Genomic DNA, 24,122 nt, shown 5'->3' on the forward strand with positions numbered 1-24,122 from the left:
CCCTGACCAGGGCGGTGACCGCTGCCTAAACTCAGACCATGAGGGAAGCCGTCTCGGAACACGGCGTCGGCGAGCACGGCGCAGCGGATCGACTCTCCCGCCGGCTGCACGCGGCCTCCGTGGAGTCGCTGGCGCTGGGCGCGGGAGGTGTCGCGTTCGTGGCCGTCTGCCTGATCGCCTTCTTCGTCTTCGCCGGCCACAACCTCTCCATCGCGGGTGCGGGCTCGGTCGGCCAGTTCGCGGCGATCGCGTGCTGCGCCGTGACGCTGGTCGTGTACGGCGGCGGTCGGGTCGCGACTTGGAGCATCCCCTGGTACAGCCGCCCCAAGGAGCACCGCTCCCGGATCGGCGCCGCGATCGAGGTCTTCGACTCGCTCGCCATCGCGGTCGCGCACGCCGTCGTGGTGCTGCTGCTCTGGACCGTGCTGAGCGACGTGCTCTCCCGCAGCTTCCAGGACGCCCAGGTCTTCGCCATCCCGGCCACCCTGCTGGTCGGCACGGCGGCCGCGGTCACCGGCTACTACGTGTTCCTCGCGGCGGCGAACATGAACCCGCTGCTGCTCTCGGCGGTGCTGGCGGTGTTCCTCGTCGTCGGCGCGCTGACGAGCATGCTCACGGCCTCCAACCCGCACTGGTGGAAGCAGAACCTCAGTGTGCTGGGCATCACGGACGACTGGTCGTCGGCGACCTTCAACATCACAGTGATCGTGGGCGGCATCCTCGTCACCGCCATCGCCCGGTACGCCACCGACAGCGGGACCCGCCGGCGCCCGTCGCGCGGCGAGCTGCAGGTCCGCGCCGCGCTGGTGATCGTGGGCGCGATGCTCGCCTGCGTCGGGCTCTTCCCGGTCAACCACTTCTTCCTGCTGCACAACACGGCGGCGACCGGGATGGCCGTCGTCTTCTGCGTGCTCGCGGTCGGCATCCGCTGGGCGATGCCCCACCTCCCCCGCACCTTCTACGTGCTCGGCTGGGTGTTCATCGGCGTCATCGTGCTGGTCACGCTGTTCTTCGCTGTGGGGTATTACAACCTGACGGCCGTGGAACTGGTCGCGGCGGTGCTGATCTTCAGCTGGATCATCGTGTTCCTTCGGGTCAGCGTCGCCGCCGGGAAGGAGAGGGAACCGGCGAACTGAGGGGTGCACATCCGGGGAATCCCATGTTAATCGAGTCGCTCGAGATCCTGCCGCCGGTGGTCCGCGACCGCCGGGCTCGGACGCACGCCCTCCGCTGGGCCATTGGCGCCACCTCCCCGTCCCCGCCTCCGGCGCCGGAGCATCCCCGAACTGGGGTCGATCATTCGGTCTGTTATCCGTTTGCGACCTGATATAGCGGCCCCTACTATGGCCTCAACCGGCGTCCCGACACGCCGGGAAAACCCCCACCCGCCCAGACGACAGAAGTGAACCCCGTGCGGTTCACCCAATCGAACGGAAGATCCCCCTATGTCCGACATGCCACGGCACAGACTGTCCGCGCGCAAAAATCGAGGATTGATGGCCGGTGCAGCAGCACTCGCCACGATCGCGGTCACCGCAGGTGCCCTCGCGATCGGCTCCGCAGCTGCGAAAGCCGATACGACCGGTATCTTCTCGGATGACCTGAGCCCCCGCATCGCTGCGGCCTCCGACACCAACTCCGTGGTGCTCGGCGTGAAGTTCTCGCCGAACCAGGCGGGCAACATCACCGCCCTCCAGTACTACCAGGGCCCGAAGGACTCGGGCATCACGACGGCCACCCTGTGGTCGGCGTCCGGAGCGGCGCTCGCAACCGCCTCCGTTCCGACCGACCGCACGGTCGGCTGGCACACGGTCCCCCTCGCCAAGCCGGTCGCGCTGACCAAGGGAACCACCTACGTCGCCTCGTACCTGGCCACGAAGGGTTCGTACGCGGTCACCCAGAACACGCTGAACGCTGCGCGCGTCAGCGGCGGCTTCTCGCTGCCGGCGAACGCGGGCGTCTTCACCTACAGCCGGACCAACGCGCAGCCGACGAGCACCTACAAGGGCTCCAACTACATGGCGGACATCGTGTTCTCGCCGACCGGTGCGGCCGCGGCGACGTCCAGCTCGACGCCCGCCGCCACCGCCACCCCGCGGCCGACGCCGACGCAGACGACCGCGCCCGCTCCGGTGAACACGCCGACGCCGACACCGACGCCGACCCAGACGGCCACGCCCACCCCGGCGCCCACGGCTGGAGGCACGACCGTGCTCGGCCGGAGCTTCCCGTCGGCGGCGACCACGGGCGTTCCGACCGGGACCGCGCTGACGCCCTACACCGGGCCGTGCACCATCCAGACCGCGAACACGGTCATCGACGCCAAGACGATCAACTGCACCCTCACCGTCCAGGCGAAGGGTGTCGTGATCTCGCGCTCGCAGATCAACGGGACGGTCTACTCCGACTCCGCCGGCTCCGGATCGTTCACCATCAGCGACAGCTCGGTGAACGTCGGCAACCAGGCGGGAACCGGCATCGGTGACGCGAACTTCACGGCGACGCGCGTGAACGTGACCGGCGGCAACCGGTCGATCAACTGCTACGCGAACTGCACCGTGCAGGACTCGTACGTCGCCGGTCAGTTCACCGACAAGACGGGCGTCTACCACGAGTCCGGAATCCGCTACAACACCAACAGCCACCTGATCCACAACACCATCGCGTGCACCGCACCCGATGTGGCGCCGGACGCGGGTTGCTCGGCGGCGATCACCGGATACCCGGACTTCGACCCGGTCACGAACGACGTGATCCAGAACAACCTCATCATGGCCGGTTCGGGCGGCTACTGCTCCTACGGCGGGTCGACGGGCGGCAAGCCGTACTCCGGACAGACCGCGAACATCACGTTCACCGGCAACATCTGGCAGCGCGGCGCCCAGCCGGGCAGCAACGGCCAGCGCGTCTGTGGCTGGTGGGGCCCGATCACGGCCTTCGACACCGCTGCTCCCGGCAACGTCTGGTCGAACAACCAGTACGACGACGGGACGCAGGTCGCCGCTGCCAACTGAGCAGGGGGTCGCGAGACCCTTCTCAACATTGCCGAAACGTGAGAGATTTCTGGTATTCGCCCGTCCCCGGTCGGGCGGCCAGGTCTCCACAGGAGGAATGAATGCCCGAGCCGCGCATCGCGCTCTGCGTGGTCACCTATAACAGCGGGCCCCTGATCGAGGAGTTCGTCGCCGCCGTGCCCGAGGGCACGGCGGGGACGGACTCCTCTCTCGTCTTCGCGGACAACGGCTCGCAGGACGACACGCTGGAGCAGATCGCCCGCTGGGCGCCCGAGGCGCTGGTCGTCCGGACCGGCGGGAACCTCGGCTACGCCGGCGGCGTCAACGCGGCGGTCCGCGCCGCCGGCGATCAGGACGCCTACCTCATCCTCAATGCGGACGTGCGCCTGGGTCCCGGGTGCGTCAGGACGCTGTTCGAGGGCCTCGGGAACGGGGTGGGGATCGTCGTCCCCCGGCTCGTGGACCAGCACGGGGAACTGATCTGGTCGATGCGCCGCGAGCCGTCGGTTCTGCGGACCTGGGCCGACGCCCTGGTCGGCGCGGAGCACGTCGGCCGCATCGCGTCCCTCGGCGAGGTGGTGACGGATCCCGCCGCCTACACGACCGCCCAGGCGACGGACTGGGCGGAAGGCTCGACCCAGCTCGTCGGGGCGGAGTGCTGGCGTGTGTGCGGCGAGTGGGACGAGTCGCTGTTCCTGTACTCCGAGGAGACCGAGTACGATCTCCGCGCCCGGGACAACGGCCTGATGACGTGGTACGAGCCTGCGGCTGTCGCCACCCACTTGGAGGGCGGGTCCGCGACCTCCCCGCGGCAATGGTCGCTGCTCGTCGCGAACCGTCTGCGCCTGTTCCGGATGCGGCACGGCCCTGCGGCGACCGGCCTGGTCTGGCTGGCCCTGGTGGTCCGCGAGGGCAGCCGCGCGCTTCTGGGCAAGCCCACCAGCCGCGCAGCGATCCGGGACCTGGTCAACCCGATCCGGATGCGTCAGGCGCGCGGTCCCGAGTGGCTCGAGGGCGTTCGGCTCTGAGGACCTGTTCGTCCGCTGCCGGGACGCGGCTGCCCTCGGCCAGGTCCCGGCGCGGCCGTCCGTCCGCGTTGAGCCACGCGTCCGTCGCGCCGATGTTGCGCAGACTGCCGCACAGTCCGGCGACCAGGAAGAACATGCCCGCGCTGATCGGGAAGGACAGTCCGTCGAAGAACGTGAACATGACCGCCATCGCCAGCATCGAGACGGCGAGCGAGTAGCCGAGCAGGCTGACGTCGTCGTGGCCCGACTGTCGGCGGGCGACCCAGGCGCTCCAGACGGACGACAGCACCACGCCGGCGAGCGCCGCCACGCCGAGGACGCCGAGCTCGACGGTGATCAGCACCCAGGCGTTGTCGAAGATGTAGTACCGCGGGAGGAATGTGCCGAACCCGACGCCGTACAGGGGCGATGCGCCGATGAACTCGGGCGCGCGGTCGAGTCCGCCGACCCGGGACTGGGTGCTCGGGTCCGTCCCAGCGCCGGTGAAGAGCGCGACCGTCTGGGAGAGGAGTCCGGGGAGCGAGGCGATCACCACGGCGATCAGGAGCACGGCCGCCGTCACCACGCCTGCCCGGTAGCGCCGCGGGATGGCCGGGATCATGGCGAGCGCGGCGATGAAGAATCCGATGATCGCCGAACGGGACACCCCCACCAGCGCCGAGATCACGATCGCGGCGACGGGCGCCCACCAGCGCAGCATCACCTTCGTGTGGTGCCAGCGGAAGCCGTGCGAGATCGCGGCGGCGATGACGAGCGGGAAGGCGCCGATCAGGGTGGTCGCGTACTCGAGCGGATGGATCGCGGTGCCGGACGCCCGGGTCACGCCGCCGCGCTCGACGACGCCGCCGCCGGAGCTCGACAGCCCGGGGATCAGGTTGAAGAAGTCGACGATCGTCTGCTTGGTGAGGAACTGGAGGATTCCCAGCGCGGCGAGCAGTCCGGCCGCGATCGCGATTCGCCGGGTAATGCGGACGAGGTCGGTCATCGTGCGGATGCCGTCGACGGCCACCAGCACGACGCCGGCCCACGACATGAGGCGGACCAGCGCGGTGAAGGCCGGGCTGACCTGGTCGGCCGGCTGGCCGCGCAGGAGGGCTGCCGTGAAGCTGACTAGGGCGATCACGAAGAGCAGCGCGAACGCGAAGCGCACGGGCTGGCGGATCGGCCGCGGGTCGCCGCGTCGGCGCTGCAGCCGGGAGAGCGTCCAGAAGACCATCAGGACGACTCCCCACAGCAGCGACGGGCGGCCGAGCGAGTTGAGGGCGTCGATCGTCACGTTCGAGGGAATCGCGAAGAGCAGGACCAGGTAGACCGTGAGCAGCGTGACCGCGCCGAACCGGTCGCGGCCGCGGGGCGGCTGCTGCGCCCGCCCGCGGCGCGACGCGTTCGTCCTGCGCTCCCCGATGGCGGTCATCGCGGGTGGGGCTCTGAGACGTCGCCGCGTGACGGCGGGACCGTCACGCTCTCCGCGTCGTCATGGACGGCGCCCGCGACCGATCGGCGGCCGAGGGCCGGCTCCTCCGGCGCGTCGGGAAGCCGGACGACGGCCGGACCGTCGGCAGAGGGGCGGCGACGGCCGGGGCGTCGTCGGCGGGGCCGGCGTCGACCGGGCCGTCGTCGGCGGGGCCGTCGTCGGCCAGGCCGTCTGCAGCGGACGCCTCCACGGCATCCGCGCGACGGCGGCGCTTCCGCGACAGCCCCTCGGTCAGGGCAGCGATGAGCAGGGCCAGGGCGGCGAGCGCCGCGCCGGCGGCCACCGTCAGCACGAGGCGCGTCCGCTGCTGAAGGGTGCTCTTCGTGGCCACCGTGATGGGCTCGACGGTGATCCGGTCGGTCGTCTTGATGTGCTGGCTCTCCTGGAGGGCCGACAGCTCGCTCGCCGTCCTGGCCACCATCGCCGACAGCACGTCCCGCGCGTCGGCGTTCGTCTTCGACGTCACGGTGATCACGATGAGCGGCGTGCTCGTGGACCCGTCCCGCTGCACGGTGACGTCGGTTCCCGGATGGTCCTTGGTCACCTCTTTGAGCACGTTGTCCGCGCTGACCGCGCGGGTGAGCACATCCGCGGAGGAGGTGAGGCCCCCGACGTACAGCAGCGGGTTGGAGCCGACAGGGTAGTCGTTCTTGCCCGGCAGCAGCAGCTCCGTCGCACTGCGCTCGTAACTGGGCGGCACCGTGTACCAGATGCCGGCAGCGCACAGGCCGGCCAGGAGCAAGCCGGGGAAGGTGATGTACCACCGATGCCACAGCATGCGGAGGGTAGCGATCAGGCTCATGTCGGGGAGCCTCCCATCTTTGCCTTCTGATAACGCGGAATCCGGACGCTCGGCGAGCGACGGCGGAGACGGCGGTCCACGGTCACGGAGGTCCAGGCGCTCACGATGACCACGGCGAGCAGCATCGCCGCGACGGCCTCGACCTGATCGCTGCGCGTGGGCGACACCCGCGTGATCGCGAGGGTCAGCGGCGAGACCGCCACGCTGATGTACCCGGCCGGCTTCGCGCCGAGGGCCTCCTGCAGGCGCCGGGACGAGGCGAGGATGCCCTCCACCGCCGCGGTCTGCTGCTGCTCGACCCACTCGCGCGTGCGGCCGACGATCTGCACGTCGATCTCCGCACGCGTGTAGCTCGCGTACCACTGGTTGCCGTCGTTCGGGACGTCCAGCAGCACGCCCTGACGGATACCCGCACCGTAGTAGGGGAGTCGTCGGAGGAGTAGCTCGTCGACTCGTCCCCGTTGTTGACCTCCGCCGCGACCGCACGGGCGAAGGTGATGACACTGGTGTCCCTCGCTCCGTTGCTCGGCGAGAGGCTGGTCGCGGCGGGCAGCAGGAACGTGACGATGGTCTTCGTGGTGTAGCCGCCGCCGTCACGCGCGAAGAAGGCGACCAGCAGGACTCCCACGACGAGGACGCCGAGGGGCGCGTACCAGCGGCGGCCCATCGCCGAAAGGACTTCCCGGATCGTCACGAGCCGGCACCCCCTTGAGCGTGCGGCGACGCCGGGGTGGCCCCCGGATCGCTCGTTGGTCTTGTATATCGCATCGGCTGTCCTACCGCACTCGCTTCGCGAGGCTCGAAGCGATCTGCCAGGCGTCCCGGAGACCCGGGGTGTGCGTGAAGATCCGCCTCGTCCCGTCCACTGTCGAGTCCGTGGTCGCGCTGTACCGCGCCTGCATCCACGATTCGGGCTTCGCGGGGAAGCGGTCGCTCGTGTAGATCACCGAGTAGTCGGCGCGGCCGAGCCGCTCCAACAGCCGCCGGTCATAGCGTCCGAGCGGCAGGGCGGCCTCGTCCACCGGCCCGTCGCTGGCCTCGGCGAGCACGAGTCGCGCCTCCCCCACCTCCCGCTCCGTGTCGGCGGCGGACAGCCGTCGCCAGGGCACGTGACGCCAGCCGTGGCTGCCGATCCGCATCCCGGCCGCGCGCAGCGCCCGCAGGTCCGCCGGGCTGAGGCTCGCCGGATCGTCGAGCCTCCCGGCCAGGGCGAAGAAGGTGGCGGTGAGCCCGCGGTCGACGAGCGCGGGGAGCGCGATCTCGACGTCGGAGCGGTTGCCGTCGTCGAAGCTCAGCCGGACGTTCGGGTGCAGCACCACCTCGTCGAGCAGGTCGAGGAACATCCGCTGGGACACCCAGTAGCCGCTCTCACCCGACTCGCGCTCCTGCGCGGGGAGCCGATTCCGTGGAAGCAGAAGTTGATGATCATGAGGAGCGCCCTCCCCCGTCCGTGCCGGGCGACCGGCGCGTGCTCTCGTCGCGTCCCCACGCGTCGGCGCGCGGCGCCCTCCGCGCCCGGAGGGACGCGTACACGGTGATGGCCGCGTAGGGGATCGCCGCGAGCCAGAGCCGGGGGTGCGGCGCGACCACCTCGCGCAGCCACGCCCAGCGATCCGGCGGCCGGACCGCCCCGTCGACGGTGCCGTCGACGGCGGCGGAGCGGAGCTGGCGATTGCCTCTGCGCACCCGGACCAGGCGGGCGATCAGCTGCCGCGTCGAGTAGGGCGCCTCGACCACGACGGTCGTCTCTGCGGCCTCCCTTTTCTCGGCGGCGCCGAACTGCGCGTCGAGGAAGAGGTCGTCGGCGACCAGCTCGGGGAATGTCGCGAACCGAGCCCGCCCCTCCTCGGAGACGGCGATCATCCCGCGCCCGAAGAGCCCATCGCGGAACACCGGCAGACGCTCGTTGATCGAGAAGTAGGCCCGCACCGGCCAGGGCCGCCCTGCGACGTTCAGCCGCCGGCCGGGGAAGGTCGCCAGCACGCCGGGGACGAACGCGGCGACGAGCGCCGCGAGCGAACCGGCGGGCGGCACGATGTCCGCGTCCAGGTAGATCCGGGGAAGCCGTGGGCGACGGCGTCCCCCGCATTGAGAGCTGCGGCCTTGCCCGGCTCCTCCCGCTCCACGACGACGACGCCGTGGTCGCGGGCGACCTCCGCCGTCCGGTCGCTGCACCCGTTCGCCACGACGACGATCCGGTCCCTCTCGACGCCCTCGCTCAGCAGCGAGCGCAGGCACGCGCCCAGCACGGCCTCCTCGTCGTGGGCGGCGATCACGACGCTCGGCAGCTCGGATCCCTCGCGGAACTGCGGGCGAGCGGACGCCGGAGCGTCCTGCGGACCCGGAATGCCGGCCGGCGGCACCGGGGTGCCGGTACGATACGGGCCATGCCAGCCGAACGCGCCGAGCTCCGCCCGATCGAGGCGGACGACGCCGCCGCTGTCGCGTCGTTCCTGCACGCGAACCTGAACCCGGGGGTGCCGGTCGGCACGTGGCTCACCCTGCTGTCGCCGCCGTGGCAGGTCGACGCGCCCAATCACGGGTTCCAGCTGGTCACTCCGGCCGGGATCGTCGGCGCGTACGTCGCCGTCTACTCCGAGCGCGAGCTGCGGGGGAGTCCAGGCGCTTCTGCAATCTCGCCGCCTTCTGCGTCCTCCCCGACTTCCGGGCCGACAGCCTCCGGCTGATCCGCGCCCTGCTGCGTCAGCCCGGCTTCGACTTCACCGACCTGTCGCCGAGCGGCAACGTCGTCGCGCTCGACGAGCGGCTCGGATTCGTCCACCTCGACACAGCGACCCGGATCGCGCCGAACCTGCCGGCGTTCGGGCGTCGCGCCGTGCGGGTCAGCAGCGACCCCGCGCTCGTCGCCGCGACGCTGCGCGGCGCCGACGCGGTCACCTACCGCGACCACCGGGACGCTCCGGCCTCCCGCCACATCGTGGTCATCGAGGACGGCGCCTACGCGTACCTCATCGTCCGCCGCGACCGCCGCAAGGGCCTGCCACTGTTCGCGACCCCGATCCACGCCGGAGGGGACACCGGGCTGCTGCGCAGGCACTGGGCGCGGGTCGGCGCCCACCTGCTCGTCCGGCACCGCCTCCCGCTGACCCTGGCCGAGCGCCGGACGCTCGGCTTCCGCCCGCGACTCGGCGTCGACCAGCGCAGCCCGCGTCCGAAGATGTTCCGCAGCCGCGACCTCGAGGCCGGCGACATCGACTACCTGTACAGCGAGCTGACGCTTCTGGAGTGGTGAGGTCATCGGCCCGCCCCCTCCATCGCGACGATCACGTTCGTGAGGAAGCCCACGGAGCTCGGACGCGGCGTCACCGTCGCGGCGATCATCCCGTCCAGCCACTCGTCGCTCACGAAGTCGCTCCTCCGCAGCGGGTCGACGATTGCCGGGTCCGCGCGCCAGCGCTCGACGACCTTCTGGGCGAGGACGTCGCCGCCGGCCGGGGGCCGGTTGCCGCGGCTCGCGACCTGGAGGGCCTTCCGGGCGAACCGGCGGCCGGTGCGCAGCGTCTGGGCGACCGGATCCCACACCGACGGGTGGGCCAGCGCTGCGGGGCTCGCCCGGCCCTCCAGGGGACGCTTGCCCAGCTCGGGGTCCAGCTCCAGCTGCAGCGCAGCGAGGAAGCGGGCGTGCGCCTTGTCCTGCGGCGTGAGGCGGCCGCAGATCCGGAGGAACTCGTGGTCCAGCATCGGGTTCACGACGACCCTCTGGTATCCCACCGCGGTGTCGGTCGCCCCGGCCCAGCGCTGCATCCGATCGCGGAGGTAGAGGGAGTCGGTCGCACGGAACCACTCGTCGCCCCCGCGCCGGAGCGCCGCGTAGACCTCGCGGTTCGCGGCCTGCCTGGCCCACGCCGAGAAGTCCTCGGTGAGCAGGCCGGGTTCGACGGCCTCGTTGGCGAACATGCGCCACGACGCGAGCTGCTCGGCGTCCGCGCGCGTGTACTTCCGGTCCCGCACCCTGCCCACGTAGTAGAAGCCGCGGGCGACCTCGCCGCCGAGGCCGGAGATGCGCACGCCCTGGTCGAACGCCCGCTCGGCCACTCCGAGGGCGGCGTAGGCGACCGGGTCCGACATCCCGTCCAGGCGCAGGGCCGCCACCCGGCACAGCTCCCACGCCTCCACGGGATCGATCTCCCCGAGGTCCGTCAGGCCGTGCACCTCGTGGACCATGCCGTAGCTGGCGCAGATCTCCCGGGCGATCGGGACGTCGCCGCTGCCCGGCACGCTGAGGGTCATCGCGTGCAGCCCACTGCGTCGGGAGGCCGGGATGGCACTCAGCAGCAGCCGGGAGTCGAGGCCGCCCGTGAGCTGCAGCACGGCGTCCGGCTCGTCGTCGAGCAGCGCGGCGAGCGAGGTGCGCAGAAGGTCCGCGGCCTCGGCGACCGCACGCTCGAACGGAAGGGGATCGACGGGCTCGCGATCGGGCGGCGTCACGGCGACGCCCTCCGCCCCGAGGTGCGCCGTCGCGCCGGGAGCGAGCTTGAGGACGCCCTCGAACAGCGTCCGCTGGCCCAACTGCCAGCCGAGCAGGGACTGCACGGCGAGGGCGACCCGGTCCGGCTCGGCGCCGCGGGTCCATCCCGCCAGCAACGCGGAGGTCGAGAGCACCCCGGGGCCACCGGCCGCCGGGTCGCTGTGGAAGAGCTGCCGGAACCCCATCGAGTCGGCCACGACGACCACGCCGTCCTCGCGCAGGCCCTGCGCGGCGAACGGAGGCAGCAGCCGGGACAGGGCGCCGGGGTCGCCGGCTACCAGCTCCGCGACCTCGTGTTCGGGAACGGCGCCTGTGGCCCGGCGGGACACCCGGGAGAGCACGATGGTCGAGCTCCCGTCGACGGGCCGCAGTCCCCAGTACGCCACGCGCGCCGCGCCGGCGTCGGTCTCGGCCGATCCCGCGAGGGTCGTCCGCACCGCGGCAGGCAGCTCGCCGGAGGCCCAGGCGAGCACTCCGGGAAGGACGGCAGGGGTGGCCATGATGCTACGCGGCGAGCTTCGCGTCGACGAAATCGGTCAGCGAGCCGACGGTCTCGAAGAGGTCGGCGCCGAACTCGTCGTCGTCGATGACGATGTCGAAGCGCTCCTCGAGCGCGACCACGAGGTGGACGACGCCGAAGGAGTCCAGTTCGGGCAGCGCGCCGAACAGCGCGGTGTCGCGGGTGAGGTCGGCGGGGGCCTGGTTGAGTTCGAGGGTCTCGATCAGGACTTCGCGGACGGCGTTCTCGGTGTCGGGCATGAGTGGTTCTCCTTGTGGTCGGGCGGTGTCAGACGAGGACCTCGGCGGGTGCGGGATGGCCGAGGAAGGCGGTCGGGCTCGCGGTGAGCCCGTACGCGCCCTGCTGGAAGACGACGATCAGGTCGTCGATCGCCGCGGCGGGCAGGACGATGTCGTCGCCCAGCAGGTCGAGGGGCGTGCACAGGCAGCCGACGACGGTCACGCCGTCGTCCTCCGTCGCCTCGACGCGGTTGCCGACGGCCAGGGGGTAGTTGCGGCGGATCGCCTGCCCGAAGTTCCCGGAGGCGGCGAGCTGGTGGTGCATCCCGCCGTCCACCACCAGGTAGGTCCTGCCGCGCGAGACCTTCCGGTCGAGGACGCGCGTGATGTAGACGCCGCACTCGCCGACGAGGTACCGGCCGAGCTCGATCACCGGGACGGCCTCCGGCAGCCGGTCGCGCAGCGGCCCGTCGACCAGCTCGTGGAGGGCGGAGGCCACCGTCTCGAGCTCCAGCGGCCGGTCGCGCTCCGTGTACGGGATGCCGAACCCGCCGCCGAGGTTGACGTAGCGCACGGGCGAGGCCAGGTGCTCGGCGAGGTCGCTCACGAGATCGACGGTGCGGCGCTGCGCCTCGGCGATGATCGCCGCGTCGAGGTTCTGCGAGCCGGCGAAGACGTGGAAGCCGCGCACGTCCAGCCCGGCCGACGCGTACTCCGCCAGCACCCCGGGGACCTGCTCGGCGTCGATGCCGAACTGCTGGGGGCCGCCGCCCATCCGCATCCCCGAGCCCTTCACGGCGAAGTCGGGGTTGACCCGGATCGCGACGTGCGGCGTCAGCCCGAGCTCGTCCGCCGCCGCGATCACGCGCTCGATCTCGGTCGGCGACTCGACCTCGACGATGATCCCGGCGGCGACCGCCTGCCGGATCTCCGCCGGCGTCTTGCCCGGACCGGCGAAGCTCACGGACGCGGGACGGATGCCGGAGTCGAGCGCCGTGCGCAGCTCCAGCCCCGACGCCACGTCGATCCGGTCCACCCGCGAGGCGAGGTGCTGGACGACGGCCGGCATCGGGTTGGCCTTCATGGCGTAGCTGAGCTCGACCCGCGCCGGGAGGGCGGAGCGCAGCTGCTCGACCCGCGCGTCGAGCAGGCCGCGGTCGTAGGCGAAGAACGGCGTCGAGCCGACGCGCGCGGCCAGGCGCGAGAGCGGGACGCCTCCCACGCGCAGCTCACCGTCGATCGTCCCGAACGCGGCGACGTGCTCCTGCGGCTTCATGCGGACACCTGCGCCTTCATCAGGACCCGGTCGAACTTGCCGTTGGGCGAGCGCGGCAGCTCGTCGCGCAGGTCGATCGACGACGGCACCATGTACAGCGGCAGCACCTGCCGCAGGGCGGTGGAGAGCGCCGACGACTCCAGCTCCGCCGCCGCCGAGGTGGCCACCAGGACGATCCGGTGGCCGAGTCCCGGCTCCTCGACGCCGAGCGCGACCGCGTCGCGCACCAGCCCCGTGGCGTAGGCGGCCTCCTCGATCTCCGACGGGCTCACCCGGTAGCCGGAGGTCTTGATCATCTCGTCGGTGCGTCCGACGAAGTAGAGGAAACCCTCCTCGTCGGAGACGACCGTGTCGCCCGACCACACCGCGAGCTCCGGTGCGCGCCACTCCTGTCCCGGGCGTTCCACCGGCCGGTACCGCTCGGCGGTGCGCACCGGGTCGTTCCAGTACCCGAGCGCGACGAGGGCGCCGCGGTGCACGAGCTCGCCCTCCTCCCCCGGTGCGCACGGGGTCCCGTCGGGGCGCAGCACGAGCACCTCCGCGTTGGGGATGGCCTTGCCGATGGAGTCGGGGCGCCTGTCCACTTCTGCGGGGTCGAGGTAGGTGGACCGGAACGCCTCGGTGAGCCCGTACATCAGGTAGGGGTCGGCCGCGGTGAAGATGGAGCGCAGGCGGTCGAGGATCGTGCGCGGCATCCGGCCTCCGGTGTTGGCCCAGTAGCGCAGGCGCGCGGCCGTCCCGTCCGGCCAGGGCACCTCGACGAGCTGCAGCCACAGCGGCGGCACACCTGTGATCCCGGTGACACCGTGCTTGGCGCACAGCCGCGGCACGTCGCGCGGCAGGAGGTAGTTCATCAGGACGCAGTGGGCGCCGACCGCGAAAGCGGTCGTGACCTGGCTGAGTCCCGCGTCGAAGCTCAGCGGGAGCACGCTCAGGATGACGTCGTCCTGCGTGTTCCCGAGGTAGCTGCTGACGCTCTCCGCGCCGACGATCAGGTTGCGGTGGCTGAGCACGACGCCCTTCGGCCGGCCGCTGCTGCCCGAGGTGTAGAGGATCGCCGCCGGGTCCACGTCGATCGCGCGGGCGGAGGGCGTCTCCCCCGACGGCTGCTCGCCCGCCCACTCGTGCACGCGGAGCCCGTCGAGCGGCCCCGTCCGGGGCTCGCCGACGACGATCACGTCCGCGAGCGCGGTCCCGTCGAGGCTGTCCGCGAGCTGCCCCAGCCGGTCGGCCGAGGTGACCAGGACGCGCGCCCCGCTGTCCCGCAGGATGTGGCCGACCTGCGCGGGCTTCAGCACATGGTTGATCGGCACGAAGACGGCGTCCGCGACGGAGGCGGCGAAGAGGGCGACCACCGTCTCGACGCGCTTCTCCAGGTAGATCGCCACCCGGTCCCCCCGCTCGAGTCCGAGCCCGGCGAGCTGGGCGCCGGCGGCCAGCGCCCGCTCCCAGAGGTCCCCGTACGCGACGGTCGTCTCCTTGTAGGTGAGCGCAGGACGGTCGGGGACGGACCCCGCCGCCTCGGCCAGGAGGTCGTGCACACGTGTCCTCATCAGGGGGCCCTCCGTTCCCGGAGGTAGCGGTCGAACTCGTCGCCGCCGTCGAGATCGACGTAGCGTCGCCCCTGAGCGTCGACCGCCGGAGCGGGGCCGTCGTCGTCGGGGACGGCGGGTCCCGGGCGTGAGAAGCCGGACACCTCGTCGAAGACCGAGACGTAGGCCTCGGCCTGCGGGCGCCAGTCCAGCTCCGAAGAGACGCGCTCCCGGCCCGCCTTGCCGAGCTCCACGCGGAGCCCCGGGTCGTCGATCAGGCGCTCCACCGCGTCAGCGAACGCCGCGATGTCGCCCGACGGGACGTAGAGGAGGCTGTCGCCCCCGGAGACCCTGGTCTCCGCCAGGTCGAAGGACACCGACGGCAGTGCGTAGGCCATGTACTCCATCGTCTTGTTCATCGTGGACAGGTCGTTCAGCGGCGTCTTCAGGTCCGGGCACAGGCCGATGTCGGCCCGGCTGAGGTACTCGGCGATGGCAACCCGGTCGACGCGGCCCGTGAAGGTGACGTGGTCGTCGAGGCCGAGCCGGGTGGACTGCGCCTTGAGGTCCTCCAGGCAGTCCCCGAAGCCCAGCAGCGTCGCCGTCACGTTCGTGCGCCCGCGCCGATGCACCAGCTCGTCCATGACGAGCAGCACCTGGTCGACGCCGTCCTGCGGCCCCATGATCCCGAGGTAGGCGAGCACGATGCCGTCGGCCGGCCGCGGATCCTCCGGATAGACCGGACGCATCCTGCGCGTGTCGGGACCGCTCCGGACCACGGTGACGTGACCGGGCCGGCGTCCCCCGCGCCGCAGCGCGATCGCCTTGTAGGACTCGTTCGTGGAGATGACGCGCTCGGCCGTGTGGAAGGTTCTTCGCTCCAGCCACAGCAGGCCGCGGAACTCCAGTTTCTGCGCGAGGCCGCGCGGCCTCCCGAAGCGCGAGACGAACAGCTCCGGGTTCAGGTCGTGGTGGTCGAACACGAAGCGCACGCCGCGCACGCGCCACAGCAGCGCGAGCAGCCAGTAGATGTCCGGCGGGTTGCAGGCCTGGATGATGTCGAAGCGGCGGCGGCGCCAGGCCGCCAGCGACAGCCGGGCCGTGTGCACCCAGCAGTAGGCGAACTCCCACGCGAACCCGAGGAAGCCTTCCGCCTCGGGAGGCGGCGCGTACTTGTAGATGTCGACGCCGTCGAGGTGCTGCCGGGCCGGGTCGCCCGGTCCCTTCGGGCAGATGACGCTCACGTGGTAGCCGCGCGCGACGAGCGCCTGGCATTCCAGCCAGACCCGGCGGTCCAGCGGCACCGGCAGGTTCTCCACGATGATGAGCACGTGCGGCGCCCGCGACCGGGCGTCTGCGCCTCCGGACATTCCCTCTCCCCCGTTCATGACCCGTAGACCTCGTGCTCGACGATGCGGACGACGTCCGCCTGGGCTCTGCTCCAGCCGAACCGGCGCACGGACTGCGCGGCCGCGGCGGCGCGGGTGTCGATGTCCGGCCGGGCCACCGCCTCCGCGAGTGCGGCGGCGATGCCCTGCGGTGTCGGCGTCGCCCACGCCACGTGCTCGTTGACCAGGTCCGCCCGCGAGTGCGGCGAGTCGTTGACGATCGGGATGGTGCCGGCCGCGAGCATCTCCTCGGCCACGAGCGAGATGTTCGTGAACGACATCGCGAGTCCGGCGACGCTCTCGTTGTAGAGCTCGTTGAGCTCCGCCGGGGTCAGCCGCCCGTGCTGGATCGCGGGGAAGGTCAGCCCCTTCACCCGCTCGCCGTAGAGGTGGATGTCCACGTCGGGCCGCAGTTCGTGGAACCGCTCCAGCGCCAGGCGGGCCAGCCAGTATCCGCGGCGGGGGATCGCGGGCCGCGCATAGAGGACGACGCCGGTCCGTCTGCGCTCGGGCAGGAGCCGGTAGACGGAGGTGTCGCAGCCGAACTCGGTGACGTCCGCCTCGACGCCGACCTCGGACCGCAGCAGGTCGCCGACCATGTCGCCGAGCGCGATGCAGCGGAAGCCGAACCGGTAGGTGTCCTCGGCGAGCGAGTACATCGAGCCCCTGGCGTAGAAGAACGGCTCGTAGTCCTGGATGAAGTAGAGCCGACGCATCGGGGCGGCGCTCCGCTTGGCGACGATGTGCGCGGTGTCCCACGACGAAGCGACGACCGCGTCGACCCCGGCGATGCCGTCGGCTGCGTCGTGCACGCCGGCCCGCAGGCCCGGCCACCACTGGCGGATGACGCGCTCCTGCTGCCGGAGGTCGCCGCCGTAGCGGTCGTAGAGGTAGAGCTCGCAGGTGTGCCCGGCCTGTTCGAGGGCCTCCACCATCCGGAACAGGGTGGTGTGGCCGCCCGACCCGGGGCTCGGCGGGATCGTGACCCAGCCGATCCGGAGCGGAGACGGCCGCTGCGGCCGCGTGTCCGGAACCGGGAGGTCGAGCAGCGTCGAGTCCGCGATGTCCGCGTCCCGCAGCGGTTCGGCGAGCACACCCGCGTCGAGCCGCGTGTACGCGAACCTCGTCGCCCGCTGTGCGAGCACGAGCGGGCCGTCGTCGCGCATGATGGCGGCCGCCTTCGCGGCGTTCGAACCGAACCGCCGGACGGACCGGCCCAGCGCGCCCACAGCGCTCATCGGGATCCCCCATCGAGTCGACACGTCGTGCCGAGGCCCGCCGCAGAGCGGCCGCGTGCCCGTCGACCATCGCGGCCAGCAGCGCGCCCGCTGCCGGGGGCCGCGGGCGCGAGCCCGCGCGCGCCCGCTCGGCCACGGCGTCGATGGCCGCACCCAGCTCCGTCGCGTTCGCCTGGTGTCGGCAGTGGCGGCGCGCCCGCGCCACGACCGCGTCCGAGACGCCCTCCGGCGACCCGCACGGGTTGGGCACCAGAACCGAATGGGAGGCGTCCCTGGCGACGAGCTCGCGTGCTCCGCCGAAGTCGGCCAGCACGAGTCCGAGCCCCGCTGCCGCCGCCTCCGTGGCGGCGACCGGCCAGCCTTCGAAGAACGAGTCGAGCACGAAGCCGTCCGCCGCGGCGAGGAGGGTGCGGGCGTCCGACCGGCCGAGGAGGCTCACCCGGTCCGCCCGGGCCGAGCTGCGCCGGATCACGTCGGCCCGGCGTAGCTCCGCCCAGTCCGACGGCTCGCCGGCCACGACGAGACGGATCCGCTCGTCGCTCACGGCGGCGAGGAACGAGGAGACCAGGCCGGCGACGTTCTTCTGCGCGTCGTAGCGGGTGAGGCTGACCACGACGACGTCGTCGCAGAGGTCGGCGCCGAGCGCCCCCGCGAGCGCGACGCGCGCGGCGCGGCGCTCCGCGTCGTCCGGCGCCGCCTCCCACGGCGCGGCATTGGGGACCACCACGATGCGGGCGGCCGACTCGGGGTCCACGTGCGCGGCGTGGAACGCGCGCACCGACTCGCTCACGGCGATCGCGAGCGGGGCGGCGTCGAGCACGCGGGCGAAGCGGCGCCAGCGCGCGCGGGAGTAGTGGATCTCCGTGTTGTGGAGCACTGGGACGCTCGGGATCCCCGACTCCAGAGCGGCGGCCTCCAGCGGCTCCGGCGCGCCGTGCAGCTGGATGACGTCCGGCGCCGTCTCCTGCAGCGCGCGTGCGGCGTCGGCCTCGGTCGGCGCGACGACCACATCGATGCCGCACGAGCGCAGCGCAGCAGCGCGCGCGCCGTCCTCCGAGCAGACGACCACGGTGGCCATCCCGGCGCCGGGCAGCGCCGTGGCGAGCAGTTCCACGACCGACCCGATGCCGCCGATGTCGATCGCGCCGGTGAGCAGCGCGCAGCGGAGGGTGGGCGCCTCCGTATCCGTCGGCGCGGGCACGACAGGCGCGGTGGGACGGGTCCCCGCCGGGGCCAGGGTCGCCAGCGGGCGTTGGAACAGCCGCGCGGTCACCGGATGGACGTAGCCGTACCGGACACGCGGGGGCAGGAGGTCCGTCGCCGACACGACGGCTCCGAAGAACGTCGCCTCCAGGCGGGCGATCCGCTCGCCTCGCCGCCGCGCGGTCATGACGCGCCCTCCGCGGCGACCGAGGGCGCGCGCAGCACCCGCAGCTGCTTCCGGAGCCAGGGCCAGACCAGGAGCGCGTAGAGGACGACCGCCGCGCCGCCCCCGACGAGCAGCGCGACGATCGGGTCATGGATGTACACCGCGGAGACGATGGCCGCAGCCACCGCGGGGATCGCCGCGACGGTGGGCAGCCACGCCGCGCGGGCGAGGTCGAGGAGCCGGATGCCGGCGAGCTTCAGGGCGATCAGGTACGCGGGAAGGATGACGACGACCGCGACGAGCACGTGCGCCCACCCGGCGCCCTGGATCCCGAAGGCCCGGGTCGCCACGATCATCACGCCCACCAGGGCGACCAGCCACACGATCTGGATCCAGAGCACCGGCCGCGACCGGCCCTGGGAGTACAGGTACCCGGCGGAGATGTCGAACGCCACCCGGAGGCTCCCGTACAGGCCGAGCGCGGCGAGAACGGGCGCGCCGGGAAGCCAGCGTGCGCCGTACAGCACGTCGATCAGCGGGAAGCTCAGCGCCGCGAGCACCGTCCCGGCCGGCAGCGCTCCGGCCCACGCGACGGCGGTGACGACAGCGAAGGCATGGCTGCCGCCGCGCGACCGTGCGAAGAACGGCAGCGAGATGGAGCGCACGACCTGGGACAGCGCGCTCATCGGCCAGCTCGAGATGTTGAAGGCGAGGACGTAGTACCCCAGCGCGGTCGCGCCGGCCACCCGGGCCAGGACGATGTTGTCCACGTTGAGGAGGGTCCACGACAGGAGGTTGGCCGCCGCGACCGGCAGGCCGAACGCCAGCACGCCTCTCACGACCGTCCGGTCGATCGAGTACCGGGGCACCACCCGCGCCAGGAGGAACTGCATGGTCGAGGACACGCACTGCGCGGCCACGCGGCCGAGCGCGAGGCCCATCACACCGAAGCCGAGCGCGACGAGAACCAGTGTCACGGTGGTGGAAACGACGAAGTCCGCCACCCCGACGAGGAACAGCTCGCGCTGCTGGAAGCGCCGCTGCAGCATCGCGATCGGGACCACGGTGCCGCCCGCCAGGAGGAGCGTGACCGAGAGCACGGCGATGGCAGGCCCGGCCTCCGGGCTCCCCAGCAGCGTCGCCAGCCCCATGCTGGAGGCCGCTGTCGCGAGCATCGTGATCGTCCCGGCGGTGAGGCCCAGCGTCGCGACGGTCGGTGCGATCCGGTCCGGCTCGTTCGAGCGGATGAGATCGGCCGAGAGCCCGAGATCCGCGACGGTGATCAGGATCCCCTGGACCGTCAGCGCGACCGCGTACGCGCCGAACTGCTCCGGGGCGAGCAGCCGGGCGAGGACGATGCCCACGACCAGGCCGCCCAGCCGGAGGACGATCGTGCTGACGCCGCTCCAGGCCGCGCCGCGCGCCGCACGGGAGCGGAGCGTGGGCTCGGTGTCGGCCATCCCGGTGCTCTGGCTCACAGTCCCACTGCCGTCTGTCGGCGCGACCGGATCTTCCAGCGCGTGTTCTCGACGGCGCGGACCAGTCGCGGGGAGTCGAAGGACCCCTTCTTGTCGGAGGCGAGGCTGCTCCACCGCCACGCCGCCGACCCGACCGCCGCCGGGTAGGTCGCGCGGGCGAACGCGCGCAGCTCGGCGGACACGGACCGCGGAGCCCCCGTGCACTCGAGCAGCGCCGCACGGAGGAGGGCTTCGCGTGCGACGGATCGCCGGGCGGCCTCCCGCCACCGGGCAGCCTGCGGCAGCCCGGCGCCGTCGCTCGTGAAGAAGCGGTCGTAGACGTCGCGGACCTGGGTCATGTCGTCGGTGGCTCCGGCGAAGTCGGTCGCGTGCATGTTCTCGCCGTGGTCCCGGTAGTAGGCCTGCCGGGGGCCGCCGACGAACCCGATGCCGGAGAAGGACGCGGCCTGCAGCCACATGTACATGTCGGCGGCGTGCGGGAAGTCGAGGTCGTAGCCTCCGGTCCGCTGGTAGACGGAGCGGCGCATGACCACCTCGGGGTTGACGATGGAGTTCCTGCCGCGGTGCACGATCCGGCTCAGCCACTCCTCGCCGGTCCAGGTCTGCCACCAGACGCGGGCGTCGCCGACGGCGGGGAGGTCCCCGTGGAACCACTCGACGGCGCCGTACACCAGCCCGACTTCGGGGTGCGCCTCCAGCAGTGCCACGGACCGCGTCAGGGAGCCGGGCGTGAGCGCGTCGTCGGCGGAGAGGAGCACGACGTAGTCGCCGGTCGCCCGCGACAGCCCGTCGTTGTAGGTGCGGATGTGCCGCTGGTTCACCTCGTGCTCCACCAGGGCGATCCTGTCGTCCGTCGCGGCGAGGCGCCGAGCGACCTCGAGGCTGCCGTCGGTGGAGGCGTCGTCGACGATGATGACGTCGACGTCGACGCCGTCCTGGGCCAGCACCGACTCCACCGCGATCGGCAGGTACCGGCCGTAGTTGTAGTGCGGGACGACCACCGTCACCCTCGGGCGCCGCGTCAGAGGGCGCGGTCGGAAGATCCTCACGTCACTTTCCCCCAGACTGAGTCTTACTCACCTTTGAACAGTGCCATAGCGCATGGAGAACCGTAAGACCCTCATTGGAGGGGTGAACGGCCGGGTGAACCGCACGTCGGTGGCAGCGGGTACGCTGCCGTCATGTGCGGACGCTTCGCCCTCGACTCGGAGACCGATGAGCTGATCCAGGAGTTCGTCGCGAGCGGCGGCGACTTCCGGGACTGGCGACCGAGTTACTCCCTCGCGCCGACCGACGCCGTGCCCATCGTGCGGGAGCGCGTGCGCAGCGGCACCGGCGAACTGGAACGCACCGTGGACGCGGCCGCGTGGGACTTCCACCCCGCCTTCATCCGCGAGACCAAACGGCCGAACTTCAACGCGCGCCTGGAGACCGTGGCCAGCAACGGGATGTGGAAGGGCGCGTTCGCGTCCTCCCGCGCTCTCGTCCCGATGCGGGGCTACTACGAGTGGACGGGAGAGGCCGGCCGCAAGGACGCGCACTTCCTTCACGCGGCCGACGGCGGCCTGCTCGCCGCCGCCGGCCTGTACACGGCCCGGAAGGTCGGCGACGAGTGGCAGGTCTCCGCCGCCATCATCACCCGCCCGGCACGCGACGCCTCCGGCGAGATCCACGACCGGATGCCGGTCTTCCTCGAGCGCTCCGCGTGGGACGACTACCTGGACCCGGCCAAGCTGGACGAGGCCGGAAAGGCGCGGATGGTCGACTTCCTGAGCAGCGAGTCGGAGACCGTGGCGGCCACCATCACGAGCTACGAGGTGGACCGCAGGGTCAACAACTCGCGGACGATCGACCCGTCCGACCCGACCCTCATCGAGCCGCTCGCGGAGGACTGACCGCGCGGCGCCGCGCTCAGCGCACGACCGACGGCGACCAGGCATGGGCGAGGAACAGCGCGGGCGCAGCCGACCCGTCCGCCTTGACCGAGTACACGTTGCTGTCACCCGGCGCCGCCGGGTCGGCGAGGCCGTAGAGCAGCGTCCCGTCGTCGAGCCACTCGGCCTGGTCGTCCACGCTGACGGAGGGCGGGATGGGCAGCTCCTTCTCGACCCCGGTCGCGAAGTCGAGGACCGCGAGCGTCCAGTGCTTCGTCGCGGTGGTCGAGATGTTCTTCTTGTACGCCACCCTCGTGCCGTCCGGTGAGAGCGAGGGGCACTCCGCGCCGTCCTTGACGGCGACGAGCGTCCGCCCGCGCAGGTTGCCCCTGACCAGCCAGATCCGGCCGCCGGACATCGCCGTCGCGAAGAACGTGTTGTCGTCCGAGGCGAACGTCACGCCCCAGATCTCGTGGTCGGCGGTCAGCTTCTGGCCGTCCACCAGCAGTGTGAACGCCTCCAGGCTGCCGTAGTCGATGCCGTTCACCGCCGAGATCGTGGTCTCGGTCGAGAACGCGGCCGACCCGTAGGAGGACCCCGTGACGAAGGAGGTCTGGGCGACCAGCGTCGAGTCGGGCGAGATCCGCGTGCGGCTCGGGAAGCCGGGGAGCGGCCACGACTTCAACTGGTCGCCCGCCGCGTCGTAGAGCGTCGCGGTGAAGCTGGTGACCGTCCCGCTCCGGGTGCGGAGGCACATCAGGTTCTCGTGGGTGGCGTAGACCCGGTCGCAGACGAGGCCCGTGGAGGTGCGCGCGGCCGCCGGGTCCGCCAACGGCACCGACGCCACCTGGCCGTAGTGCGCGCCGGGGGACGTGTCGCGGAAGACCAGCAGCGGACCGGAGGGGAGCGTCGGCCCGGGCGTGGGCGCGCCGACCGTGGCCGTCGCGCGCGACTGGTACCCCGCGATCGCGACGCCCGCGTAGGCCACCGCGCCGCCGAGCACCAGGACGGTGGCGGCAGCGAGCAGCCAGTTCCGCCGCAGTGCCTTCATGCGGTCATTCTGCACGATGGCCCGTCAGCCCGCAGCAGTGAACGCCGCGTAGAGCACGTACGTCGTTCCGCCCGTCGCCGGCGTGACGGTGAGCGTCACCGAGTTCCCCCGCGGACGAACAACGCGGAGGTGGACCCGGCGAGCGCGGGCGCCGCACTGTCGTACATCCCGTACTTCGCGAGGATCCCGCGGTAGAAGGCGACGATGTCCGTGACCTGCTGCGTCGAGCCGGCGGTCAGTGTCACCTGCAGGTGGTTGCTCTGGGAGGCGATCGAACTGGTCTTGATCGTCGATCCCGGCGCCTGCGGCAGGACGCTCGCCGGGTAGCCTGCGGCGAGCGCGCCCACAGCCGCGGCCGATTTCGGAAGCGGAGCACTCACCGGGTACGGAAGCGGGTTCGTGGGGGGCAGGGCCGGCGCCGTCGCGGGCGCGGCAGGGAGCACCTCCGTGGTGTAGCGCTTCGTCGCCGCCGGGGGCGTGGCCGGGGCTTTGGGCGCGTCCGTCGAGCCGGTCGAGCCGGTCGAGCCGGACGTCGAGCCGGATCCCGTCCCTGCCGCCGCCGAGTGCGAGGCGGACGGCGTCGAGCCCACGGCCACCGGCGCCTGCGACGGCGCGGGCGCCTGCGAGATCGCGAACGCGCCTGCGGCGATGACGGCGGCGGCCGAGAGGCCCAGGATGACCCAGGTGCGCTGGGATGGCCGCTTCATGCCAGGTCCTCCTCCCGGATCAGGATGCCGTCGTGCTCGCGGTAGCCGTGCCGGGTGCGCGGGCAGCGCCACCGGCCGTCGCCCTCGTCCACCAGCGGGAAGCCGGCCTCCCCGACCCAGCCGATGCGGCGGGCGGGCACCCCGGCCACCAGCGCGAAGTCGGGGACGTCCGACCGCACGACGGAGCCGGCCGCGACCAGCGCCCAGCGCCCGATCCGCACCGGGGCGATGCAGACGGCGCGCGCGCCGATCGATGCGCCGGTCAGGACGGTCACGCCGACCGCGTCCCAATCGTCCGCGGACTTGAGAGAGCCGTCCGGGTTCACCGCCCGCGGGAAGACGTCGTTGGTGAAGACCGCCGCCGGGCCGACGAAGACGCCGTCCTCGAGCACGGCCGGCTCGTACACGAGGGCGTAGTTCTGCAGCTTGCAGTTGTCGCCGATGCTCACGCCGGGGCCGACATACGCGCCGCGCCCGACGACGCAGTCCGCACCGATCGTGGCGTCCTCGCGCACGTGGGCGAGGTTCCACACGCGCGTCCGCGCGCCGATCCGCGCGCGCGCGTCGACCTCCGCGCCCGGCGCGATCGTCGGCGCGGCCGCGACGTCGGGCGCCGCCTCCGCGCTCGCTGTGCTGGTGATGGTGGTCATCGGCGTCGCCCCCA

23 protein-coding genes and 1 pseudogene are annotated in these 24,122 nt (G+C 72.1%); 6 read left to right on the forward strand and 18 right to left on the reverse strand.

Features of this window, described 5'->3' with window-relative positions:
* Positions 1-38 precede the first annotated feature (38 nt).
* From ACQ86L_RS09680 to ACQ86L_RS09690, 3 genes are all read left to right on the forward strand, one after another.
* Positions 39-1,136 carry a DUF998 domain-containing protein gene (locus ACQ86L_RS09680; protein ID WP_434318691.1) on the forward strand — a complete coding sequence of 366 codons (1,098 nt, stop codon included), beginning with the start codon at positions 39-41 and terminating at the stop codon, positions 1,134-1,136.
* Positions 1,137-1,496: 360 nt separating this feature from the next.
* On the forward strand, positions 1,497-3,014 hold the full coding sequence (locus tag ACQ86L_RS09685; RefSeq protein ID WP_434318692.1) for a DUF4082 domain-containing protein: 1,518 nt from the start codon (positions 1,497-1,499) through the stop codon (positions 3,012-3,014).
* Positions 3,015-3,115: 101 nt separating this feature from the next.
* Complete coding sequence (locus ACQ86L_RS09690; RefSeq protein ID WP_434318693.1) at positions 3,116-4,042, forward strand: glycosyltransferase family 2 protein; 927 nt, start codon at positions 3,116-3,118, stop codon at positions 4,040-4,042.
* Here ACQ86L_RS09690 and ACQ86L_RS09695 read toward each other — a convergent pair.
* Genes ACQ86L_RS09695 through ACQ86L_RS09705 form a run of 3 tightly spaced genes read right to left on the reverse strand, consistent with a single transcriptional unit; the run spans position 3,981 to position 6,713 of the window.
* Complete coding sequence (locus ACQ86L_RS09695) at positions 3,981-5,456, reverse strand: O-antigen ligase family protein (RefSeq protein WP_434318694.1); 1,476 nt, start codon at positions 5,454-5,456, stop codon at positions 3,981-3,983. The two genes, ACQ86L_RS09690 and ACQ86L_RS09695, sit on opposite strands and share 62 nt — an antisense overlap.
* A 43-nt stretch (positions 5,457-5,499) precedes the next feature.
* A complete protein-coding gene (locus tag ACQ86L_RS09700; protein WP_434318695.1) occupies positions 5,500-6,318 on the reverse strand; it encodes a hypothetical protein in 819 nt (272 codons plus the stop codon).
* Complete coding sequence (locus ACQ86L_RS09705; RefSeq protein WP_434318696.1) at positions 6,315-6,713, reverse strand: hypothetical protein; 399 nt, start codon at positions 6,711-6,713, stop codon at positions 6,315-6,317. The genes ACQ86L_RS09700 and ACQ86L_RS09705 overlap by 4 nt, the downstream gene beginning before the upstream one ends.
* A 66-nt stretch (positions 6,714-6,779) precedes the next feature.
* Here ACQ86L_RS09705 and ACQ86L_RS09710 point away from each other — a divergent pair, with 66 nt between their 5' ends.
* Entirely contained in the window at positions 6,780-6,902 is a 123-nt protein-coding gene (locus tag ACQ86L_RS09710) for a hypothetical protein (protein ID WP_434318697.1), read from the forward strand.
* 192 nt (positions 6,903-7,094) lie between these two features.
* Here ACQ86L_RS09710 and ACQ86L_RS09715 read toward each other — a convergent pair whose 3' ends face one another.
* From ACQ86L_RS09715 to ACQ86L_RS09725, 3 genes are all read right to left on the reverse strand, one after another.
* A complete protein-coding gene (locus ACQ86L_RS09715; RefSeq protein WP_434318698.1) occupies positions 7,095-7,673 on the reverse strand; it encodes a polysaccharide deacetylase family protein in 579 nt (192 codons plus the stop codon).
* A 70-nt stretch (positions 7,674-7,743) separates the two neighbouring features.
* Complete coding sequence (locus ACQ86L_RS09720; RefSeq protein WP_434318699.1) at positions 7,744-8,352, reverse strand: hypothetical protein; 609 nt, start codon at positions 8,350-8,352, stop codon at positions 7,744-7,746.
* Positions 8,271-8,777 (reverse strand): glycosyltransferase, encoded by a 507-nt coding sequence (locus ACQ86L_RS09725; RefSeq protein WP_434318700.1) that lies wholly within the window; start codon positions 8,775-8,777, stop codon positions 8,271-8,273. The genes ACQ86L_RS09720 and ACQ86L_RS09725 overlap by 82 nt, the downstream gene beginning before the upstream one ends.
* Positions 8,778-8,833: 56 nt before the next feature.
* On the opposite strand from ACQ86L_RS09725, the gene ACQ86L_RS09730 reads away from it, so the two are divergent.
* On the forward strand, positions 8,834-9,571 hold the full coding sequence (locus tag ACQ86L_RS09730) for a hypothetical protein (protein WP_434318701.1): 738 nt from the start codon (positions 8,834-8,836) through the stop codon (positions 9,569-9,571).
* Positions 9,572-9,573: 2 nt separating this feature from the next.
* Here the strand turns inward: ACQ86L_RS09730 and ACQ86L_RS09735 are convergent, their stop codons facing one another.
* The 9 genes and pseudogenes from ACQ86L_RS09735 to ACQ86L_RS09775 form a co-directional block, all read right to left on the reverse strand.
* Positions 9,574-11,307 (reverse strand): asparagine synthase-related protein, encoded by a 1,734-nt coding sequence (locus tag ACQ86L_RS09735; RefSeq protein WP_434318702.1) that lies wholly within the window; start codon positions 11,305-11,307, stop codon positions 9,574-9,576.
* Between the two features lie 4 nt (positions 11,308-11,311).
* Positions 11,312-11,566: an acyl carrier protein gene (locus ACQ86L_RS09740; protein ID WP_434318703.1), complete on the reverse strand. Its 255-nt coding sequence runs from the start codon at positions 11,564-11,566 to the stop codon at positions 11,312-11,314.
* 28 nt (positions 11,567-11,594) lie between these two features.
* Entirely contained in the window at positions 11,595-12,821 is a 1,227-nt protein-coding gene (locus tag ACQ86L_RS09745) for a pyridoxal-dependent decarboxylase, exosortase A system-associated (protein WP_434318704.1), read from the reverse strand.
* The gene (locus ACQ86L_RS09750; RefSeq protein WP_434318705.1) at positions 12,818-14,374 is read right to left on the reverse strand and encodes an acyl-CoA ligase (AMP-forming), exosortase A system-associated; all 1,557 of its coding nucleotides are present in this window, start codon (positions 14,372-14,374) and stop codon (positions 12,818-12,820) included. The genes ACQ86L_RS09745 and ACQ86L_RS09750 overlap by 4 nt, the downstream gene beginning before the upstream one ends.
* Positions 14,374-15,723, reverse strand: a complete 1,350-nt coding sequence (locus ACQ86L_RS09755) for a glycosyltransferase family 4 protein (protein ID WP_434318870.1) — start codon at positions 15,721-15,723, stop codon at positions 14,374-14,376. Before ACQ86L_RS09755 ends, ACQ86L_RS09750 begins: the two co-directional genes overlap by 1 nt.
* 14 nt (positions 15,724-15,737) lie before the next feature.
* Entirely contained in the window at positions 15,738-16,979 is a 1,242-nt protein-coding gene (locus ACQ86L_RS09760) for a rhamnosyltransferase WsaF family glycosyltransferase (RefSeq protein ID WP_434318706.1), read from the reverse strand.
* A 265-nt stretch (positions 16,980-17,244) separates the two neighbouring features.
* Positions 17,245-18,369, reverse strand: a pseudogene (locus ACQ86L_RS09765) (glycosyltransferase); the annotation flags it as partial.
* The gene (locus tag ACQ86L_RS09770) at positions 18,366-19,826 is read right to left on the reverse strand and encodes an oligosaccharide flippase family protein (RefSeq protein ID WP_434318707.1); all 1,461 of its coding nucleotides are present in this window, start codon (positions 19,824-19,826) and stop codon (positions 18,366-18,368) included. The pseudogene ACQ86L_RS09765 and the gene ACQ86L_RS09770, both read right to left, overlap by 4 nt.
* Complete coding sequence (locus tag ACQ86L_RS09775; protein WP_434318708.1) at positions 19,823-20,833, reverse strand: glycosyltransferase; 1,011 nt, start codon at positions 20,831-20,833, stop codon at positions 19,823-19,825. The genes ACQ86L_RS09770 and ACQ86L_RS09775 overlap by 4 nt, the downstream gene beginning before the upstream one ends.
* Before the next feature lie 174 nt (positions 20,834-21,007).
* Here ACQ86L_RS09775 and ACQ86L_RS09780 point away from each other — a divergent pair, with 174 nt between their 5' ends.
* Positions 21,008-21,721: an SOS response-associated peptidase gene (locus ACQ86L_RS09780; RefSeq protein ID WP_434318709.1), complete on the forward strand. Its 714-nt coding sequence runs from the start codon at positions 21,008-21,010 to the stop codon at positions 21,719-21,721.
* Positions 21,722-21,737: 16 nt separating this feature from the next.
* Here ACQ86L_RS09780 and ACQ86L_RS09785 read toward each other — a convergent pair whose 3' ends face one another.
* From ACQ86L_RS09785 to ACQ86L_RS09795, 3 genes are all read right to left on the reverse strand, one after another.
* On the reverse strand, positions 21,738-22,751 hold the full coding sequence (locus tag ACQ86L_RS09785; RefSeq protein ID WP_434318710.1) for a TolB family protein: 1,014 nt from the start codon (positions 22,749-22,751) through the stop codon (positions 21,738-21,740).
* A gap of 95 nt (positions 22,752-22,846) precedes the next feature.
* Positions 22,847-23,458, reverse strand: coding sequence for a hypothetical protein (locus tag ACQ86L_RS09790; protein ID WP_434318711.1), 612 nt, complete (start codon positions 23,456-23,458; stop codon positions 22,847-22,849).
* Positions 23,455-24,108, reverse strand: a complete 654-nt coding sequence (locus ACQ86L_RS09795) for an acyltransferase (RefSeq protein ID WP_434318712.1) — start codon at positions 24,106-24,108, stop codon at positions 23,455-23,457. Before ACQ86L_RS09795 ends, ACQ86L_RS09790 begins: the two co-directional genes overlap by 4 nt.
* Between the last annotated feature and the right edge of the window lie 14 nt (positions 24,109-24,122).

Origin of the sequence: Leifsonia sp. P73, assembly GCF_051059105.1 — a bacterium.
GTDB lineage: Bacteria > Actinomycetota > Actinomycetes > Actinomycetales > Microbacteriaceae > Leifsonia.